We start from the raw sequence: 19,261 nt of genomic DNA on the forward strand, positions 1-19,261 counted from the left end.
CCACGCGAAGGCCGGTCAGGCCTGCAGACACTTCATCACCTTCAGGGGCCACCGCACCAGCACATCAGTTGAGGGTTTAAAAGGGCGATCAGACAGTCCACCCTTGGTATCATCGCGCACACTTTTATGACGATTTAATGGCTGGAAGGTCTTTTTTGTGAGCGCTCTTTTTAACCGGTTGCGGCAGCCGCATGCCCGCCTCTTTTCCCTGATTGTCCTGGTGCTCGTGGTGCCGCTGTGCCTGCGTGCGGCGCTGGGTTGGTCGGCACCGCTGGGCTATTTGTCGGATCTGGCCATCGGCAGCCTGTTGGTGGTGTTGCTGCATCGCCGGGCGTGGTGGCTGGCCTTGCCGGTGTTGCTGTTCTGGGGATTGCTGGCTGTAGCGACTGCTGAACTGGTCAGCGCGGTTGGTCGGCTGCCGACGCCTTCGGACATTCATTACCTGATCGATCCGCAGTTCGTGGAAAACTCCAGTGGTGGCGGCCTGGCCCATCCTGCACTGGGCATCACTTTGCTATTGGCCCTGCTGTTCTGGCTGCTGACCCGGTTTGCCAACCGCGACCTGCCACGTCCGCCCCTGCCCCGCGCTGCCTGGAGCGCACCGTTGGTGTTGTTCGCCGCCCACTGGGGCGCGCAGAACCTGTGGCCAAACGAAGCGGATCCGTGGCGTCAGTACAACCTGCCGCACCAATTGCTGGCCAGCGAGGTCGCCGATCTGCAGATCCAGGCCGAGGAATGGCTGGACGGTGATGTCGAAGAACCCGCGCCGGCGATGGCCGGTCTCACCGACGTCGACCTCAACGGGCAGAAACTGCTGGCCGCGCCGGGACAAGCACGCAACGTGCTGATCATCGCGCTGGAAGGCATTCCCGGGGCTTACATCCGCGCCAACCGCGAGGCGATCGGCAGCCATTATCAGGAAGACCTGATGCCCAACCTCAGCCGCTGGGCCGAGCGCGGCATGAACACCCCGGACTACGTGCTGCATACGCACCAGACCATTCGCGGTCTGTACGCGATGCTCTGCGGCGATTACGACAAACTCAACAACGGCACGCCCAAAGGCGTGGAAATGCTCACCCTCAACGAGCGCAATCAGGCCTGCCTGCCGGCGCAGCTGCGCGAACACGGCTTCAGCACGCACTATCTACAGGGCGCGGGGCTGCGCTTCATGGCCAAAGACAAGATCATGCCGCACATTGGTTTCGATGCGACGCACGGTCTGGAATGGTTCAGCAACAGCAATTATCTGGAATTCCCGTGGGGCAAGGATGACAAGGCGTTTTTTGAAGGCGCGCTGGATTATGTCGGCCAACTGAAAAAGCAGAAACAGCCGTGGATGCTGACGCTGCTGACCGTCGGCACCCATCAGCCCTACTCCGCGCCCGAGGAATACCTGGAGCGCTACGAAACGCCGAAACAGGCCGCCGTCGGTTATCTCGACGATGCGCTGGAGCAATTCCTCAGCGGCCTCGAGCGCCAGGGCGTCCTGAAAGATACGCTGGTGGTGATCACCTCGGACGAATCCCATGGCATTGACGGCGTGCGCCTGGCCTCTTCATGGGGCTTCAACCTGACTCTGGCGCCGGAGCATGAACAACTGCCAAGGCTCAACAAAGGCGTGTATGGCCACGTCGATCTGAGCACTTCCATACTCGACTACTTCGACTTGCCGGTGCCTTCCGCGCTGAGTGGCCGCTCGCTGTTTCGCGACTACGACAGCGGCCGCGAAATCATGTCGTTCACCAACGGCAAGCTGCGCTATCACAACGGTCAGGGGATTTTTTCCGAGTGCGACATGCCGCGCCGCTGCCGCTACTACGAAAGCGCCGGTTTCATCGCCGAGAGCGCCACGTACAAAGGCAACTACAGCGGTCATCCGGCCCGGCAGATCGCCGCTCGCGCCAATGCTCTCGACCTGTCGCTGCTGCGCACGCCGCTCAATCATCGCTATCAGTTCGGCAGCACCAACGTCATCCCGCTGCAAGCGCAAATCAAGGATGACTGGGCCGACAACCTGATCGGCGCGCAGTACCTGGAAATGCCCAAAGGCTCGCACACCCGCGTGCGCCTGACCGTGCGCTCAGTCGATCCGCAACAAGCGGCGTACATTCAGCTCAAGGCCAAAGAGTTTGAACAGGACGTGCAGATCGGTCTGCCGCAGGAGATGGTGGCAACCGCCGAGCAGCCACTGGAAATGAACTTCAGCTTCGACAACCCGCAAGAGCGCAAAGCGTTTTCTTTCCATTTGCTGGGGTATGGCTTGGGCGCGGTTGAGGTGACGGATTTCAGTGTGATTACCGAGTTGCCGGGGCAAGAGGACATCCTTGACGACGTGCCGGAGGACGACACGGCTCAATCCACCTGATCACGCCCGTGTAGGAGCTGCCGCAGGCTCGGGCCGCGATCGGACGATCTTTTAAATAGAGATCAAAAGATCGCAGCCTGCGGCAGCTCCAGTGGGAATCAGTGATTATCAGAACGTTGTGCGCAACCCGACCTGAATGCTGCGCCCTTCTGCCGGCGCAATGTCGCGCAGAATCGAACTGGCGTAACGCACGGTTTGATTGGTCAGGTTCTCGGCATTGACGAAGGCCAGCCATTGGCTCTGACCGACATCGAAGTGATACCCGACATTGGCGCCCAGCGTGGTGTAGCCGTCAGTGCTGCTTTCATTGTCCGGCACGCGATGCTGTGAACTGGCGTGTTCAACATCAATGCGCGCCTGCCACTTGTCCAGTTCCCACAGCAGCCCGGTGCTCAACCGCAGCGGCGCGATGCGTGGCAAGTCTTCGCCGGTATCGAGGTTCTTCGCGCGGGTGTAATCGCCGGACAACTCCAGCGCAAACTTGCCGTATGCGCTCTCGCCGAGCTTCCAGTGATCCTGCGCTTCAAAGCCGCTGAAGCGCGCGCGCACACCGGAATAGGTGTATTCGGGAATACCGTCGGCGTCCTCTTCGCCCTCGTCATTCAGCGTTCGGCCCGTGCCGAGCAAGCCGATGTAGTTGGAGAAGTGGCTGTAAAACACACCGACACTGCCCTTGTGCGTACCATTGTCGAAGCGCAGCGCAAGGTCACTGGACACGGCTTTTTCTTTCGACAGCCCGGCATCGCCGACTTCATAAGTGCCGGTCGCGACGTGGGCACCGTTGGCGTAAAGCTCATAGAACGTCGGGGCGCGCTCGGTGTAGCCCAGCGTCGCGGCCACCGACCAGATCGGCGTCAGCGTGTACACCGCACCGGACGACAGACTGCCAGCGGTGAAACTGCTGGATCGATCGGCGTTGGCAAAGCGCTCGTTACCCTTGGCGTCCGGGTCGACCGTGGTGTGCTCAAGGCGTCCGCCGAGGGTGAACAGCAGCCGGTCGGTGGCTTGCAACTCTTCAAGAATGAACAGCGCAGCGGCATCGGTATCGGTCTGCGGTACAAACGCTTCTTCGCCGAGTGCCGAGAACTCGTTGCGGCTGACCTGCGCACCGATTACGCCGTTGAACGGCCCCAACGGCTGGTGCCGCGCCTCGACACGCGCCTCGTAACCTTTGTTCTTGAACGTCGTGCCGACCTCGCCACCTTCGATTTCGCGATGCTCGTAATCGGTGTAACCCGCATCCAGCTTGATCGAACTGAACGGCCCATCGAGATTGCGGATCTCCGAGGCGAACGCGTAGTGCTCCTGTTGCATGCGGATGCGCACGTCTTGTTCAGCGGGCGAACCGTAGTTGGAGTCGTAGTTGCTGTAGGACAGGCCGGCGTATCCGTCATCCCAAGTGTAAGAGCCGCCGACCGCGCCGCCGTCCTGCCGACCATCGCTGTTGGCCAGGCGATGCTTTTTCGAGTCGCCGTCGTCGTTTGCGCGTTCGCGAGCGGTTTTCGCGTAACCGGGGATTTTCAGATCATTAAACTCGCGGGCACTGGCGTCCAGATGCAGGGCGAATTGACCGTTACCGGCCTCGAGTTTGCCGGCGCTGCTACGCGTGGTGTCGGCACCGCCGTAGCGCAACTCACCGGCGCCATGGATTCCGTCGATAGCCTCGGTCGGAATGCGGTTATCAAAAGTGTTGACCACCCCGCCAATGGCACTGCCGCCGTACAGCAGCGCTGCCGGACCACGGACGATTTCAACGCGTTCGACGTTGACCGGGTCCAGCGGCACCGCGTGATCGTAAGACAGCGACGAGGCATCCAGCGCGCCGACACCGTTGCGCAGAATACGGATGCGGTCACCGTCCTGGCCGCGAATGATCGGCCGGCTCGCGCCCGGGCCGAAGTACGACGAAGACACCCCGGGCTGCTTGCTCAGGGTTTCACCGAGGCTACCCTTCTGTTGAAACGTGAGGTCGTCGCCGCTGAGCACGGTCGATGGCGAAGCGAGTGTCTGGCTGCCGAGCGGATTGCCGGTGATGACTTGCGGTTGCAGTTCGAGGGTGTCAGCGGCGAACACCGGGGATGCAAAAAACAGCGCGGCGGCCAACGGATTGAGGCGTCGTTGCAGGGGTTTAGAACGGGCAGGCATTGCAGAATTTCCATGCGCTGAAAAGTGAGGATCGCTGCCAGCGTTTTTCTTTAACGCTGGTAGAAACAGAATGAAACGAATTTTATGTTATACAATAACATTTCTTCCTGTCATCCCGATTTTCACTTTTTGTTTTTTGCAGAGGCTCAACAACGCATGTTTCCAGCAGGTAGCCGCTATCGGCTGATCCGTGAAGCGCTCCGAAAAACGCTGAAAGACTTTGCCTATCAGCACCCAATAGTCGGCCTATTAGCTGACTTCCCCAGTCGGGTCTAGCCTTACTAGTCCGAAGTCGGCACGAGCCGGCCGTAGCAGACCTGATAAGGACCCGAACATGGCAAACGAATCGAAATGCCCGTTCAACCACGCCGCCGGTGGTGGCACGACGAACCGTGACTGGTGGCCGAATCAACTCAACCTGAAAATCCTCAGTCAGCATTCGCCAAAGTCCGATCCGTTGGGCAAGGACTTCGACTACGCCAAAGCTTTCAAAAGCCTCGACTTTCAAGCCCTGAAACAAGATCTCAATGCGCTGATGACCGACTCTCAGGACTGGTGGCCAGCCGACTTTGGCCACTACGGCCCCCTCTTCATCCGCATGGCCTGGCACAGCGCTGGCACTTATCGCACCGCCGATGGCCGTGGTGGCGCCGGCTCCGGGCAACAACGCTTTGCACCACTGAACAGCTGGCCGGACAACGTCAGCCTCGACAAGGCCCGCCGCCTTCTGTGGCCGATCAAGCAGAAATATGGCCGCAATATTTCCTGGGCTGACCTGATCGTTCTCACTGGGAACGTCGCGCTGGAATCCATGGGTTTCAAAACCTTCGGTTTCTCCGGTGGCCGCCCCGATGTGTGGGAGCCGGACGAAGACGTCTACTGGGGTTCGGAACACGAATGGCTGGGCGGCGACAGCCGTTACGGCAAGGACAAGTCCGCCATGCAGGAACCCGGTGACGGTACGTTGGTCGCCGAGCCGGATTTGCATGGCAAAGAAGAGAGCCGCACCGATCAGGGCGAACGCAATCTGGAAAACCCGCTCGCCGCCGTGCAAATGGGCCTGATCTACGTGAACCCCGAAGGTCCGGAAGGCAATCCAGACCCCGTCGCTTCAGCCCACGACATTCGCGAAACCTTCGGCCGCATGGCCATGAACGATGAAGAAACCGTCGCGTTGATCGCTGGCGGTCACGCCTTTGGTAAAACCCACGGCGCCGGCCCAGCCGATAACGTCGGGCCTGAGCCGGAAGCGGCCGGCCTCGAAGAACAAGGCCTCGGTTGGCGCAACGCGTTCGGTACCGGCAAGGGTGGCGACACCATTACCAGCGGTCTGGAAGTGACCTGGACCACCACACCGACGAAGTGGAGCAACAACTACCTGGAAAACCTGTTCGGCTTCGAGTGGGAGCTGAGCAAAAGCCCGGCCGGTGCGCATCAGTGGATTCCGAAGAACGGCGCCGGTGCCGGTACCGTTCCCCACGCCCATGATCCGAGCAAAAAGCTTTCGCCGACCATGCTCACCTCCGACCTGGCGCTGCGTTTCGACCCGGCTTACGAGCAGATCTCGCGGCGCTTCCTCGCCAACCCGGATCAGTTGGCCGATGCCTTCGCCCGCGCTTGGTACAAACTGATCCACCGCGACATGGGCCCGCTGTCTCGCTACCTCGGCCCGGAACTGCCGAATGAAGAACTGTTGTGGCAGGATCCGATCCCCGCTGTCACTCATCCGCTGATCGACGACAGCGACGCGGCTGCGCTGAAAGGCAAAATCCTCGCGTCAGGCCTTTCGGTGTCGCAACTGGTCTCGACCGCATGGGCCGCTGCCTCGACGTTCCGTGGCTCCGACAAGCGCGGCGGCGCCAACGGTGGTCGCCTGCGTCTGGCACCGCAAAAATTCTGGCAGGCCAATCAGCCTGAGCAACTGGCCAAAGTGCTGCAAACCCTTGAGGGCATTCAGAACGACTTCAACAGCGGCGCTGCTGGCAAGAAAGTCTCGCTGGCAGACCTGATCGTATTGGCCGGGAATGCCGGGGTCGAGCAAGCAGCGAAAAACGCTGGCCACTCGGTCACGGTGCCGTTCACACCGGGACGTACGGACGCCTCGCAAGAGCAAACCGACGTTGATTCCTTCGGTTTCCTTGAACCGATTGCCGATGGCTTCCGCAACTACAGCAAAGGCAAATACACCGTTTCGGCCGAGGCGTTGCTGATCGACAAGGCGCAATTGCTGACACTGACCGCACCGGAGATGACTGTGCTGCTGGGTGGTCTGCGGGTGTTGAACACCAACGTCGGGCAAACCCGGCATGGTGTGTTCACTTCGCAGACGGAAGCACTGACCAATGACTTCTTCTCCAACCTGCTGGACATGGGGGTGGAGTGGAAGCCGACTTCGAGGGATGCGGATGAGTTCGAGGGGCGTGACCGTAAAACCGGCAGCGTGAAGTGGACGGCGACGCGGGTTGATCTGGTATTCGGCTCGAATGCGCAACTGCGGGCATTGGCTGAGGTGTATGCCAGTTCGGATGCCAAGGAGCAGTTCGTCAAAGACTTCGTTGCGGCCTGGACGAAGGTGACGAATCTGGATCGGTTTGATTTGAAGTAATTTTCGGAAAATAAAAACGCCGCATTGTTTCAATGCGGCGTTTTTTTGTGTGTACGGCTTGGGTTTTGTGGTGATGCGTGAATCCTGCCCCCTCACCCCAGCCCTCTCCCCCCAGGGGGGCGAGGGGGAAAGGGAGCAGATCTTCGTGCTTTTCAAGTCCTGAGTTCGGCTCCGGACTTTCAGATGTGAAACTCGTACATCCACCTCGGTCAGTCCCCTCTCCCACTATGAAAGAGGGAAAGGGAGCAGATCGGGGCCGTTCAAAGTCTGAGTTCGACTCCGGACCTTCAGGTCGGTGTCAGTCGACCATCCAACCCGGTCAGTCCCCTCTCCCTCTGGGAGAGGGTTAGGGTGAGGGCCGGTCCAACGCTGGAACACCGACGCCAACACACCATCAAGCCAGGCTCTTGCTCACCACCTCATACACATCACTCGACAACTGACCCGACGCCCGAATCCGCTCCAGCTCGCCCTTCATCAAGGCCTGACGCGCATCGTCATATTTGCGCCAGCGCGTCAGCGGCGCCAGTTGGCGCGAAGCGATCTGCGGGTTGAAGCCGTTCAACTCGATCACCAGATCCGCGAGAAAGCGAAAACCTGAGCCATCGGCCGCGTGGAAGTTGATCAGGTTCTGCCCGGCAAACGCGCCGACCAGTGCACGCACCTTGTTCGGGTTCTTGATGTTGAACGCCGGGTGTTGCATCAACGCTTTCACCCGTTCCAGACCGCCCGGCAAGGTGCTGCCGGCCTGCACGCTGAACCACTGATCCATCACCAGCGGGTTGTCCTTGAAGTGCTCGGCGAAACTCGCCAGCGCCAAGGCTTTCTGCTCTTCAAATGGCGAGTTGACCAACACGGCCAGCGCAGTCAGGCGTTCGGTCATGTTGTCGGCCGCTTCGAATTGCTCCAGCGCCGCCGCCAATACTTCCGGCTTACCGCTGAGCATCAAGTACGACAATGCAATGTTCTGCAGCGCGCGACGAGCAAAGTGCTCGGCCTCGGCCACATACGGGGTCTTTTTCGACAGATCACGATTGGCTTGATAACGCAGCCACAGAGCTTCGAACAAACCTTCCGCCAGTTGCTGACGCGCGAACTCACGGGCGATATGAATGGCATCGACATCCGCCACTTCGCTGATTTCAGTGAGGTACGCCTCACCCGGCAACGAGAGCATTTCGGCGACCATGGCCTGATCGAGCGACTCATCCGACAGCACCGTACGCAGCGCCGACACCAGACGCGGATCGAGTTTCAGGCTTTCGCCTTTCTGTTGCTGGCCAATCAATTCCTGCAGGACTTGCACCGACAGTTGCTGACCGGCATCCCAGCGGTTGAAGCCGTCGCTGTCGTGCTGCATCAGGAACATCAGTTGATCGCGGTTGTACGGGAAGCTCAGTTTCACCGGCGCGGAGAAGCCGCGCAGCAGCGATGGCAGCGGCTGTTCAGCGATATCAACGAAGGTGAAAGTCTGCTCGGCTTCGGTGACCGAGATCACGCGGGTGGTGCCTTGCGCCGATGCCTCGCCGCTCAGACGCAAAGCAATCTCGTTACCTTGGCTGTCGAGCAGGCCGAGTTCGACCGGAATCACGAACGGCAGTTTTTCAACTTTGTCCGGGGTTTCCGGGCAGCTCTGGCGGAAGGTCAGGCTGTAGCTTTTCGCGGCGGCGTCGTACGACTCGCTCACTGCCAGACGCGGCGTGCCGGCCTGGCTGTACCAGCGTTTGAACTGGCTCAGGTCGACACCGTTGGCGTCTTCCATCGCTTTGATGAAGTCGTCGCAGGTTACCGCTTGGCCGTCATGGCGTTCGAAGTACAGATCGCTGCCCTTACGGAAGCCTTCGGCGCCGAGCAAGGTGTGGATCATGCCAACCACTTCCGAACCCTTCTCGTATACGGTCAGGGTGTAGAAGTTGGAGATTTCGATAAAGCTGTCCGGGCGCACAGCGTGAGCCATCGGGCCGGCATCTTCGGCGAACTGGTGGGTGCGCAGATAAGCCACGTCCTGAATGCGCTTGACCGTGGCCGAGTTCATGTCGGCAGAGAAGCCGGAATCACGGAATACGGTGAAGCCTTCTTTCAGCGACAGCTGGAACCAGTCGCGGCAGGTCACGCGGTTGCCCGACCAGTTGTGGAAATACTCGTGGGCGACGATTGCTTCAACGCGCTGGTGTGCGGCGTCGGTCGCGGTTTCGGCGCGGGCCAGTACGGCGCTGGAGTTGAAGATGTTGAGGCCTTTGTTCTCCATTGCGCCCATGTTGAAGTCGTTGACGGCGACGATCATGAAGATGTCCAGATCGTACTCGCGACCGTAAACCTCTTCGTCCCAGCGCATCGACTTCTTCAGGCTGTTCATCGCGTGCTGGCACTTGTCGATGTTTTCCGGCTCGACGTAAATGCGCAGTGCAACATCGCGGTTGGTCATGGTGGTGAAGCTGTCTTCAACGCACCACAAATCACCGGCCACCAGCGCAAACAGGTACGCCGGTTTCATGAACGGGTCTTCCCAGGTTGCCCAGTGCCGGCCGTCTTCGCCCGGGCCCGAGGCAATCGGGTTGCCGTTGGAGAGCAGCACCGGATAGCTGTGCTGTTCCGCGACCACGGTGGTGGTGAACTTGCTCATCACGTCCGGGCGGTCGAGGTAATAAGTGATCTTGCGGAAACCTTCGGCCTCGCACTGAGTGCAGAACATCGTGCCGGACTTGTACAGGCCTTCCAGCGCGGTGTTGGTTTCCGGATGGATCTTCACGCTGGTGTCGACCGTGAAAGTTTCGCTGGCCGGTTGCAGGGTCAGGTGGTTTTCCGTGAGCTGGTATTGGCCGTCAGACAGTTCCTGATCCGCCAGCGTTACCGAGAGCAGCTCCAACTGCTGGCCATCGAGCACCAGCGGCGGCAGGCCCGGGCCACGCGCCGGGTTGCGGCGCATGACCAACTGCGCGTGCACCAGGCTGTGATCCTCGAACAACTCGAAGGTCAGGTGTGTTTCGTCGATCAGGTACTCGGGCGCCTGATAGTCCTTCAGGTAAATCATCTTCGGTTGTTCGGTGCGCATGCTGGCGTCCTTATTGATGCACGGCGAGCTGATAAGCCGTGTACTTGCGAATGTTGATCACGCCGGTGTCGAAGATCAGGTACTGGCCCTTGATCCCCAGCAGCGTGCCTTCGGCAATCGGGTTCTTGTCCAGGTTGAAGCTGACGATTTTGGCCGGGTATTGCTCGACCGGATAGCGGATTTCCAGCGGTTCTACATCGGCAATCGTCTGAATAGCCTGTAGGCCGAATCGCTCCTGCAAACCTTGCAGGCCTTCGGCGCAGCTTTCGAATAACTGGTCACGTACCTGCGCCAGATCGACCGCCGCCGCATCGCCCTTGAGCAGCGCGCGCCAGTTGGTTTTATCCGCGACCTGACTGCGGAACAGGTCTTCAACGAAGCCCGATTGCTGCCGTGTCGAGACGCGCATGATCGGCAATGCCTGACATGCGCCCTGATCGATCCAGCGAGTCGGCAGTTGCGTAGCACGAGTGATGCCAACCTTGATCCCCGACGAATTGGACAGGTAAACCACGTGGTCGGTCATGCAGAATTTCTCGCCCCACTCCGGCTCGCGGCAGGTGCCGGCGTCATAGTGGCAGCGCTCCGGGCTCATGATGCACAGGTCGCACTGCGCCAGTTTGGTCATGCACGGGTAGCAGTAACCCTGACTGAAACTGGTTTTGGTCTTGCGCCCGCAATGGGTGCAGTGGATCGCCCCCAGGTATTCCAGACGCACCGTACTGCCAATCAACGGATTGACCGGGACCTCGACGTCATCCAGACGAAACGCGTATTGCACGTTCGGCCCGTCCAGGCGCGCCGACATTTTGCTGATTGCACCGCGGCCAATCTCGATCAATGGATGGCATCCGATTTGAACAGAATGTTCGGCACTTCGATCGACTTCGATGCACATTCCTGCGGGCCCATGTAACCGGTGCGCTGGTCTTCAGGCAGGTTCTGGATTTCCCAGGCGATCATCGCCTGCAGCGACAGCTCGCGCTGTTCGGCGGTGAGTTTGCCACCGTCGGACCACTTGCCGATTTCCACGGCCAGTTTCAGGCTCTCGTAGATGTCCGGGGTGATGTTGTTGATCATGTCGTTAAAAGAGGACATCAGGGTCTCCGTGCTCTTTATCTACTGAAATTTTAGGCGGCCAGTTTACGGCGGTTATACAAACCGCCCAACAAACCGGTGAAGCATCCGATGAGTAACCCGCCGACGTGGGCGGCGTTGGCGATTTCGCCGAAACCGATCATCGAGATCAGCCCGGACATGCACACCAGCAACCACACCAGCATCATCACCAGCACGCCACGCGGCAGGCGATAGGCTGGGTTCGGCGCCAGCAGTTGGAAGATCCAGCAATGCCCAAGCAAGCCGTAAAGCACGCCGGACAGACCGCCGAACAACGTCGCGCCGCTCCAGACAAACTGCGCGTAGTTGGAAACCAGGCTGAACAGCAGCGTCAGGCCGATCAGGTTGATACTGCCCTGGCGCGACTCGATACGCCGCCCCAGCTCCCAGTACCACATGCCGTTCATGGCCAGATGGAGGATGCCGAAGTGGATCAGCATCGGCGTGACCAGACGCCACCACTGCCCTGCCGCCAGGCTGTCGGCCAATGGCGTGAAATGGATGTACTCGCCCACAACTTGAAAATCGAGAAAGGTCAACCAGCGCAGCGTTTGCAGGTTTTCGCCGAGGTACGTCAGCCCGCCAACGATCAGGCACAACAACAGGATGAACCCGGTGGCCTTGGCGTATTTCAGTTGCTCGGCGAAGCTCGGCCGCTTGAAGGTTGGCGCGACGGGAATGTCCATTTGCTGGTCGGGATCACCCGCCGGAAAGCGCTCGTACAAGGAGCGCACGTCTTCGCTGATTTCCGCCGGTGCCCACAGCACTTGTTCGCCGGCCTCTTCGCTGACCCGATGCGGGACCTGCATGCGTTGCAGCAGTTTGACGAAACCACTCAAGTCCACCGCCAACGGCAGACGCAATACCGCTACCGCACTCATTGCAGCACCTCCGGCCGCTCGACATCGACCCAGACAAATTTATGCGGATCCAGACGTGTTTCCTGATCCAGACGATAGGCGACCAGTTTGCCGTAAAGCACCGCGCTGTAATCCAGGCACGCGAGGTTCGGGCGGATCGGTGCTGGTTTGCCACTGCGCCAGTAATGGCCGACGAACAGCAGTGGCTCGTCGACGCCGTAGCGCAGCAGGTTGTTTTTTTCGCTGGACGTCAGCGGCTTCTGCGCCACCGGATCTGGCAGTGCATCAGGCTGGAAAACGATATCGCCGTAAGTCTTCGGATCGTCTTCCCAGAACTTGGTGCGGAAGAACGACCGCACCAGACCATCGCCGCTGGTCATGGTCAGACCATCCGGCAGGCGCATGTCGGTGCCGCGCAACAGACGGTCGAACACGGTGCAGGCGAAGCTGTCCGGCACGGCCGAGGCCTGGAGGAAGTGTTCATCGATGCAGCCATTGGGGAACAGCGCGCGCAACGGCTCGATCAGGCCGGCATCCCAACAGGCATGCACGACGCGGAAGCGGCCGGCGTCGACAAACAGCGGCAACTCATAGAACCAGCGTTGGAAATCGTGCCAGTCACCGGGATGGTCTTCGAACTGGGTCAGGGTTTCGTGCAGCAGACGCGCGTGGCGCGGCGTGTGTTCGCGAACGAACTGCTTGCCGCTGCCTGGCGGCGCCGGCGTGCTCCAGCCCAATGCGTTGAATTCGTGGTTGCCCATGATGCACAAGGCCTGACCGGCCTCTACCATGTCGTGGACGATGTGCAGCGCCTCGCGGATGCGCGGGCCACGGTCGATGATGTCGCCGACGAACACGGCCATGCGCGATGGATGCCGCCAGACCCCGCCCTGCTTGTGATAACCGAGACGGTCCAGCAAGTGTTCAAGGGTCAGGGCGCATCCGTGCACGTCACCAATCAGGTCATAACTGCGCGCGGGATCGAGCATCAGTCGCCTCCACCACCCAACTTGCTGCCCCAGCCGAGCTTGGTGCGGCAGACTTCGTAGTAGTTGTGGTCGAGCGGATGAATCAGCCGCAGCTTCTGTGCTTTCTTGCTGACGGTGATGGTGTCGCCCGGCGCGCAAGTGAAGTGGTTCTGCCCATCGCAGGAGACTTGCGGGTAAATCTGCATGTTTTTCGACACGACGATTTTCAGCTCACTGTTGCCATCGACCACAATTGGCCTGCTCGACAGCATATGGGGGTACATCGGCACAATCACAATGGCATCGAGCTTGGGATGCATGATCGGCCCGCCGGCAGACAGCGCATACGCGGTGGAACCGGTCGGCGTCGCGACGATCAGGCCGTCGGCCTTCTGGCTGCAGACGAACTGACCGTCGATGTACAGCTCGAACTCGATCATCCGGGTCGATTTGCCGGGGTGCAGCACCACGTCGTTGAGCGCATCGCCCTGACCAATGGCCTCGGCGTGGCGGCGCACTTCGGCTTGCAGCAGGAAGCGGTTTTCCACCAGATAGTGGCCGTCGAGCACCTTGGCGACTTCGACTTCCAGCTCGTCCGGGCGAATGTCGGTGAGGAAACCGAGGCTGCCACGGTTGATCCCCAGCACCGGAATATTGTGTTTGGCCAGCGCTCGTGCGGCGCCGAGCAGGCTGCCGTCACCGCCGACGACGATGACCATGTCGCAGACTTCGCCGAGCATTTTGCGCGACGAGGTTTGCAAACCGTGGCCCGGCAGGACTTCGGCGATGGTGTCTTCGAGGATCACATGCAGGTGACGATCGAGCAGAAACCGTTTCAGTCGGCGGACGGTATCCAGCACCTGGGAACTGCCCAGGCGACCGATGATGCCGATATTACGAAATTGCTCCATGGGACCTCTGCGGACAATCGAAAACGCGAAAAGCACGATTATGGGCGAAAGCGTCGGTTAGACAAAATCCTTTCAGCCTCAAGGGTGCGCTCATGTTTCAGGCTATGCTCGCAAGATGATCCTGTTTCCCGATTTGCTTCAGTTGCCCCACCAATTACGCCACCCGGAAGTGCGGGATCTGGCGTGGGTGATCCTCGCCCCGCCGATGCTCGCCACCACGCCATGGCCGCAGCGTCATCCGCTGGCGGGCAGCGATTGGGTGCATGACCCGCAGCGACTGGAGCACTGGTTGCGCCAGCTCGACCGCGACAGTTATGGCTTGTTGCATTGGCTGTCGCAGGCGCGCACGCGGCGTCTGGGCTTGTATTACGAGCGCTTGTGGCAATTTGCAGTTCAGCATGCGCCGGGGATCGAACTGATTGCCGCCAACCTGCCGATCCGCCGTGAGGGCCACACCCTCGGCGAACTGGATATGCTGCTGCGTGACCGCGATGGCGTGCATCACCTGGAACTGGCGATCAAGCTTTATCTGGGCCCGCAAAATGGCGACGGTCGTGATCCCGCGCAGTGGCTAGGCCCAGGTTGTCATGATCGGCTGGATCGCAAACTGGCGCATCTGGCCGAGCATCAATTGCCGATCTCGGCGCGCCCGGAAAGTCGCGAAGTGCTGGCGGCGCTGGACATCGAGGTGTTCAGTGCTCAGTTGTGGCTCGGTGGTTATCTGTTGTACCCGTGGCCGGGGCAGGCCGAATCACCGAATGGTGCACATCCGCAGCATTTGCGCGGCAGTTGGCTGCATCAAAAGGATTGGCCGGCGTTCTTCGCACAACGCCCGGCCGGGCGCTGGCAACCGCTGCCCCGCCATGCCTGGCTGGCGCCGGCGCATTATCCGGCGGATCAGACATGGGCTTTGGAACACCTACGGATGTGGCTGGAGGATCTGGAACCGCTGGCGCCGGCGCAGTTGCTGGTGCGCCTGATCGAGAATGCGCGGGGGGAATGGGAAGAGGCGGAGCGGTTGTTTCTGGTCTCCGACCTTTGGCCGAATGTCCCCGGCCAGGCCTGATTTTTTTGTGTCGCCCGTACCGGCCCCATCGCTGGCAAGCCAGCTCCCACAGGTTTTGTGGTGTGGTCCAGGTAGTGAGCACACCACAAAGTTAATAGGAGCTGGCTTTGTGGTGTGACTCAGGTAGTGAGCACACAGAAGATCCCTGTGGGAGCTGGCTTGCCAGCGATTGCGGCCGACTCGGTCTAAATGGACAGCCGCACAGCCAAAGCCGCCAACGTCACCAACAACACCGGCACCGTCAACACAATCCCGACCCGGAAGTAATAGCCCCAGCCAATATGAATCCCCTTGCGCTCCAGCACATGCAGCCACAACAACGTGGCCAGGCTGCCAATCGGCGTGATCTTCGGCCCCAGGTCACTGCCAATCACGTTGGCATAGATCATCGCTTCCTTGACCACTCCGCTGGCCTGACTGGCATCAATCGACAACAAACCAATCAACACCGTCGGCAAATTGTTCATGATCGATGACAGCAACGCGGTCAGCACACCCGTGCCCATTGCCGCGCCCCAAACGCCATGACCGGCAAAGACATCCAGCCAACCGGCCAGATACCCGGTCAGCCCGGCATTGCGCAGGCCATACACGACCAGATACATGCCCAACGAGAAAATCACGATCTGCCACGGTGCCTCTTTCATCACCTTGCGCGTGGAAATCTTGTGGCCGCGGGCGGCGATGCCCAGCAACAGCGCGGCGCACACGGCAGATATCGCACTGATCGGAATGCCCAGCGGCTCCAGCGCAAAGCAGCCGATCAGCAGAATCACCAACACCGCCCAACCGGCGTAGAACGTGGCTTTATCGTGGATCGCGGTTTCGGGATGTTCGAGTTGCTCAGGGTCGTACGCCGAGGGAATATCGCGGCGGAAAAACCACAGCAGCATGCCCAGCGTCGCCGCCACGCTGACGAAGTTGACCGGCACCATCACCGCTGCGTAGCGGTTGAAGCCGATGTGGAAGAAGTCTGCCGAAACAATGTTGACCAGGTTCGATACCACCAGCGGCAGGCTCGCCGTGTCGGCAATAAAACCCGCGCCCATGACGAACGCCAACGTCGCCGCCGGGGAAAACCGTAGCGCCAGCAACATCGAAATCACGATCGGCGTGAGGATCAGCGCTGCACCGTCATTGGCAAACAACGCCGACACCAATGCGCCAAGCAGCACCATAAAGGCAAACAGCTTGCGCCCACTGCCTCGCCCCCAACGCGCCACGTGCAACGCGGCCCAGTTGAAGAACCCGGCTTCGTCGAGCAGCAGGCTGATGATGATCAGCGCGACAAAGGTGCCGGTGGCGTTCCAGATGATCTGCCACACCAGCGGAATGTCGCTGAGGTGAACGACGCCGAAGATCAGCGCCAGCACCGCGCCAAGGGTTGCACTCCAGCCGACGCCGAGGCCTTTGGGTTGCCAGATGACAAGGGTAATGGTCAGCAGGAAAATCAGTGACGCAGCGAGCATCCGCAACAGCCTTAAATTGAAATGGGGTTATGAAGCCAACACAAAACCTGTAGGAGTGAGCCTGCTCGCGATAGCGGACTGTCAGTTACCAATTGGTCGACTGACACACCGCTATCGCGAGCAGGCTCACTCCTACATTGTTCCGTGTACAGGTTACTTCTTGTGTTGCTCTACGAATTGTCCGTAGGCATTGATAAAGCTTTGCAGAAAAGGTTTCACCGACTCGCTCAACTTGCCCGCCTCGTCAAACGCCGAACCCGCGCCGCCCAGATACGCTTCCGGTTGCTGCATGCACGGCACATTGAGGAATACGAACGACTGGCGCAGATGCTGATTCGCGCCGAAACCACCGATCGCACCCGGCGATACACTGATCACCGCCCCCGGTTTGCCACTCCAGACAGCCTTGCCATAAGGCCGCGAGCCAACATCGATCGCATTCTTCAGTGGCGCCGGCACCGAACGGTTGTACTCGGGCGTGACAAACAGCACCGCGTCGGAAGAACCCACTTTTTGCCTGAAAGTGCTGTAGGCTGCCGGCGGAGAATCGCCGTCGATGTCTTCGTTATACAGTGGCAGATCGCCAATTTCGACAATCTCAAGCTTGAGGTTCGCCGGGGCCAGCTCCGCCAGTGCCAGGGCGACTTTGCGATTAATCGAAGCTTTGCGCAGGCTACCGACCACTACAGCGACGTTGTAGACATTGCTCATGGAAGAACTCTCGATGGTCCGTGGGAGGAGCCACTAGTTATAGATGATCCGGTGACGATTCCACCAGCACACAATGGGAAATTCCCGCGCGCTGATTATTTTTTTCCTGTAGGAAAACTTACAGGCCTTGATGGCGGTCTACCAAGCCGCAAATCAAGCGTTTTATCTCCAGAGGTTCTAAGCAGATGGCAGCAGTACTGGTCGGTCAGTTCCATGCAAGAGATGCGGAAGGCCGCGTTTATTCCGTGCATGAGTTCCAGGAATCCAACCCGTCGGCAGACGGTTCCACTGGCTCGGAGCCGATTTACAAACTGGCCATTGGCGATCGCGTCAACAAGGTCAACGACAACGAGTTTCTCCTGGTTCAGTCAGGCATCACCCTGACCCGTGAGCCTGAGACCACCGTCGCTTCATAACTGGCCGTTATGAGCAGAAGTCATATGCGCAGAGTTGGGGTAGGATTCAGCCACTGACCCCACCTGCTGAACATGGACTTCACGCATGCGTTTACGTCATATCGAAGTGATTCAGGCGCTCTTGCAGACCGGTCACCTGGGCACTGCCGCCGAATGGCTGGAGTTGCCGGTGGCCGAGGTCGAAGAGCGTTTGCGCGAAGCCGAGAGTCAGTTGGGGTTCATGCTGTTCGCCAGCGTACGCGGGCGCCTGCAATCGACGCCCGAGGCGCGGGCATTGCAGGTCGAAATCGCCCACGTTTATGAAGCGCTGGAGCCGGTGCAGCGCCTGGCCAGCAGCCTCAAGCAATACCTCGCCCCACCCTTGCGCATCATCGGCACCCCGCCGCTGGCGCAACAATTACTGCCACAAAGCCTTGCCGCCCTGCGCCGACGCCTGCCCGATGCACCGTGCAGCCTGCTCAGCGCGCCAACCCGCGATATCGTCCGCAGCCTGTTGTTACGTGAAAGCGATCTCGGCATGAGCCTGCACGATCCCGAACACCCCGACATTGATTGCCGGCCATTGGCCCAGGGCAAGCTGCAACTGCTCGCCCCCCATGGCTGGCTGCAACCGAAACAGAAATACATTTCCCTGCAGGATCTCGCTGGCCAGGCCATGGTCGGCCTCGAAGGCCAGGACCCGCTGAGCCCGGCGCTGGAAAACAAACTCCAGGCGTTGCGCCCGGCACCGAGCATCCAGACCCGCGTACAAACCCATCAAATGATGCGCAGCATGGTCGAGGCCGGCGAAGGCCTGGCCATCGTCGATCCGTTCACCGCACTGGGCGCGCGTCCGGCAGGGTTGGATGTCTGCCCACTGTCGCCGGCGGTGCCGATCAGCCTCTATGCCCTGACGTTCAAGCACACCGCGCCGGCATCGGCGATTCAGACGTTACTGGCGATCATCACGGAACAAGCCGAGGCGATGCTGGCGAGCTGAGCGGGTTTTCCAGCGGGTTATCGAACAATCGATACCAGAACAGCGCCACTTCGGCGGTGTTCGGATCAATGCCGCGATAGCGCAACTGGTCCACGCCGCCAATCACGTAGCCGCAACGCTCATACAACCGACAAGCGCCGAGGTTGTTGTTCTGGGTTTCGAGCATGATCCCCGGCAGTTTTTTCTTGCGACTCCAGAACTGCGCGACATCGAGCAACGCCTTGGCCACGCCATGGCGCCGCGCCGGCGCATGCACCGCCAGCTCATCGATATGGGCGAAGCCGTTCCAGTTGGTACTGATCACCAGATGGCCGACCGGCTGATCATCCAGATACGCCATGAAAATCGCGCTGTCCGGCGCGTTATGAAAGGCGCTGAACTCTTCCGGATCGATGCCGTAGCACTTGCGGTACGGCACGATCGGCGTCACCCGCCATTGCTCGACAGGCTGGCCGATCACGGCAGCGCCATAGGCGGTGACCTCGAAACTGAAGTCGCTGCCCCAGATATACGGCGCAAAGCCTTCATCGGCGACGCGCACCGACAGCCCTGGGTATTTCGGATTCATGACCGGTTGCATACTGGGAAAAGT

At 60.0% G+C, this 19,261-nt stretch carries 15 protein-coding genes; 5 read left to right on the forward strand and 10 right to left on the reverse strand.

The window, feature by feature from the left end; all coding sequences use genetic code 11:
- Positions 1-157: 157 nt before the first annotated feature.
- The gene (locus LOY43_RS16270; RefSeq protein ID WP_095047895.1) at positions 158-2,368 is read left to right on the forward strand and encodes an LTA synthase family protein; all 2,211 of its coding nucleotides are present in this window, start codon (positions 158-160) and stop codon (positions 2,366-2,368) included.
- 108 nt (positions 2,369-2,476) lie between these two features.
- On the opposite strand, the gene LOY43_RS16275 is transcribed toward LOY43_RS16270, so the two are convergent.
- Positions 2,477-4,513 carry a TonB-dependent receptor gene (locus LOY43_RS16275; RefSeq protein WP_258708386.1) on the reverse strand — a complete coding sequence of 679 codons (2,037 nt, stop codon included), beginning with the start codon at positions 4,511-4,513 and terminating at the stop codon, positions 2,477-2,479.
- A gap of 334 nt (positions 4,514-4,847) precedes the next feature.
- Here LOY43_RS16275 and katG point away from each other — a divergent pair, with 334 nt between their 5' ends.
- A complete protein-coding gene (gene katG, locus LOY43_RS16280; protein ID WP_258708387.1) occupies positions 4,848-7,118 on the forward strand; it encodes a catalase/peroxidase HPI in 2,271 nt (756 codons plus the stop codon).
- 394 nt (positions 7,119-7,512) lie between these two features.
- On the opposite strand, the gene pepN is transcribed toward katG, so the two are convergent.
- From pepN to LOY43_RS16310, 6 genes are read right to left on the reverse strand one after another with little or no spacing between them, the layout of a single operon-like run.
- On the reverse strand, positions 7,513-10,170 hold the full coding sequence (pepN, locus tag LOY43_RS16285; RefSeq protein ID WP_258708388.1) for an aminopeptidase N: 2,658 nt from the start codon (positions 10,168-10,170) through the stop codon (positions 7,513-7,515).
- A 10-nt stretch (positions 10,171-10,180) separates the two neighbouring features.
- A complete protein-coding gene (locus LOY43_RS16290) occupies positions 10,181-11,011 on the reverse strand; it encodes a DUF2797 domain-containing protein (RefSeq protein ID WP_093430729.1) in 831 nt (276 codons plus the stop codon).
- Positions 11,008-11,268 carry a YeaC family protein gene (locus LOY43_RS16295; RefSeq protein WP_007919229.1) on the reverse strand — a complete coding sequence of 87 codons (261 nt, stop codon included), beginning with the start codon at positions 11,266-11,268 and terminating at the stop codon, positions 11,008-11,010. Before LOY43_RS16295 ends, LOY43_RS16290 begins: the two co-directional genes overlap by 4 nt.
- Before the next feature lie 32 nt (positions 11,269-11,300).
- Positions 11,301-12,170 (reverse strand): rhomboid family intramembrane serine protease, encoded by an 870-nt coding sequence (locus LOY43_RS16300; RefSeq protein WP_095047900.1) that lies wholly within the window; start codon positions 12,168-12,170, stop codon positions 11,301-11,303.
- Complete coding sequence (locus tag LOY43_RS16305) at positions 12,167-13,138, reverse strand: metallophosphoesterase (protein WP_093430727.1); 972 nt, start codon at positions 13,136-13,138, stop codon at positions 12,167-12,169. The genes LOY43_RS16300 and LOY43_RS16305 overlap by 4 nt, the downstream gene beginning before the upstream one ends.
- A complete protein-coding gene (locus tag LOY43_RS16310; RefSeq protein ID WP_003224174.1) occupies positions 13,138-14,028 on the reverse strand; it encodes an NAD(+) kinase in 891 nt (296 codons plus the stop codon). Before LOY43_RS16310 ends, LOY43_RS16305 begins: the two co-directional genes overlap by 1 nt.
- A gap of 115 nt (positions 14,029-14,143) precedes the next feature.
- On the opposite strand from LOY43_RS16310, the gene LOY43_RS16315 reads away from it, so the two are divergent.
- Positions 14,144-15,094: a DUF1853 family protein gene (locus LOY43_RS16315; RefSeq protein WP_258708389.1), complete on the forward strand. Its 951-nt coding sequence runs from the start codon at positions 14,144-14,146 to the stop codon at positions 15,092-15,094.
- 185 nt (positions 15,095-15,279) lie between these two features.
- On the opposite strand, the gene LOY43_RS16320 is transcribed toward LOY43_RS16315, so the two are convergent.
- Both LOY43_RS16320 and LOY43_RS16325 read right to left on the reverse strand, forming a co-directional pair.
- Entirely contained in the window at positions 15,280-16,563 is a 1,284-nt protein-coding gene (locus tag LOY43_RS16320; protein ID WP_258708390.1) for an arsenic transporter, read from the reverse strand.
- 153 nt (positions 16,564-16,716) lie between these two features.
- Positions 16,717-17,274, reverse strand: a complete 558-nt coding sequence (locus LOY43_RS16325; protein WP_038366013.1) for an NADPH-dependent FMN reductase — start codon at positions 17,272-17,274, stop codon at positions 16,717-16,719.
- 185 nt (positions 17,275-17,459) lie between these two features.
- Here LOY43_RS16325 and LOY43_RS16330 point away from each other — a divergent pair, with 185 nt between their 5' ends.
- Complete coding sequence (locus tag LOY43_RS16330; RefSeq protein ID WP_093430724.1) at positions 17,460-17,690, forward strand: hypothetical protein; 231 nt, start codon at positions 17,460-17,462, stop codon at positions 17,688-17,690.
- Positions 17,691-17,775: 85 nt separating this feature from the next.
- On the forward strand, positions 17,776-18,669 hold the full coding sequence (locus LOY43_RS16335; RefSeq protein WP_258708391.1) for a LysR family transcriptional regulator: 894 nt from the start codon (positions 17,776-17,778) through the stop codon (positions 18,667-18,669).
- Here the strand turns inward: LOY43_RS16335 and LOY43_RS16340 are convergent.
- Positions 18,635-19,249, reverse strand: a complete 615-nt coding sequence (locus tag LOY43_RS16340; RefSeq protein ID WP_099756507.1) for a GNAT family N-acetyltransferase — start codon at positions 19,247-19,249, stop codon at positions 18,635-18,637. The two genes, LOY43_RS16335 and LOY43_RS16340, sit on opposite strands and share 35 nt — an antisense overlap.
- Positions 19,250-19,261 lie beyond the last annotated feature (12 nt).

The organism is Pseudomonas sp. B21-041 (genome assembly GCF_024748675.1).
GTDB lineage: Bacteria > Pseudomonadota > Gammaproteobacteria > Pseudomonadales > Pseudomonadaceae > Aquipseudomonas > Aquipseudomonas neuropathica.

Coding starts and splice junctions, on each gene's coding strand:
- LOY43_RS16315 (WP_258708389.1), top strand. CDS start 14,144: ATGATCCTGTTTCCCGATTTGCTTCAGTTGCCCCACCAATTACGCCAC.
- katG (WP_258708387.1), top strand. CDS start 4,848: ATGGCAAACGAATCGAAATGCCCGTTCAACCACGCCGCCGGTGGTGGC.
- pepN (WP_258708388.1), bottom strand. CDS start 10,170: ATGCGCACCGAACAACCGAAGATGATTTACCTGAAGGACTATCAGGCG.
- LOY43_RS16305 (WP_093430727.1), bottom strand. CDS start 13,138: ATGCTCGATCCCGCGCGCAGTTATGACCTGATTGGTGACGTGCACGGA.
- LOY43_RS16310 (WP_003224174.1), bottom strand. CDS start 14,028: ATGGAGCAATTTCGTAATATCGGCATCATCGGTCGCCTGGGCAGTTCC.
- LOY43_RS16335 (WP_258708391.1), top strand. CDS start 17,776: ATGCGTTTACGTCATATCGAAGTGATTCAGGCGCTCTTGCAGACCGGT.
- LOY43_RS16340 (WP_099756507.1), bottom strand. CDS start 19,249: ATGCAACCGGTCATGAATCCGAAATACCCAGGGCTGTCGGTGCGCGTC.
- LOY43_RS16295 (WP_007919229.1), bottom strand. CDS start 11,268: ATGTCCTCTTTTAACGACATGATCAACAACATCACCCCGGACATCTAC.
- LOY43_RS16330 (WP_093430724.1), top strand. CDS start 17,460: ATGGCAGCAGTACTGGTCGGTCAGTTCCATGCAAGAGATGCGGAAGGC.
- LOY43_RS16325 (WP_038366013.1), bottom strand. CDS start 17,274: ATGAGCAATGTCTACAACGTCGCTGTAGTGGTCGGTAGCCTGCGCAAA.
- LOY43_RS16320 (WP_258708390.1), bottom strand. CDS start 16,563: ATGCTCGCTGCGTCACTGATTTTCCTGCTGACCATTACCCTTGTCATC.
- LOY43_RS16275 (WP_258708386.1), bottom strand. CDS start 4,513: ATGCCTGCCCGTTCTAAACCCCTGCAACGACGCCTCAATCCGTTGGCC.
- LOY43_RS16300 (WP_095047900.1), bottom strand. CDS start 12,170: ATGAGTGCGGTAGCGGTATTGCGTCTGCCGTTGGCGGTGGACTTGAGT.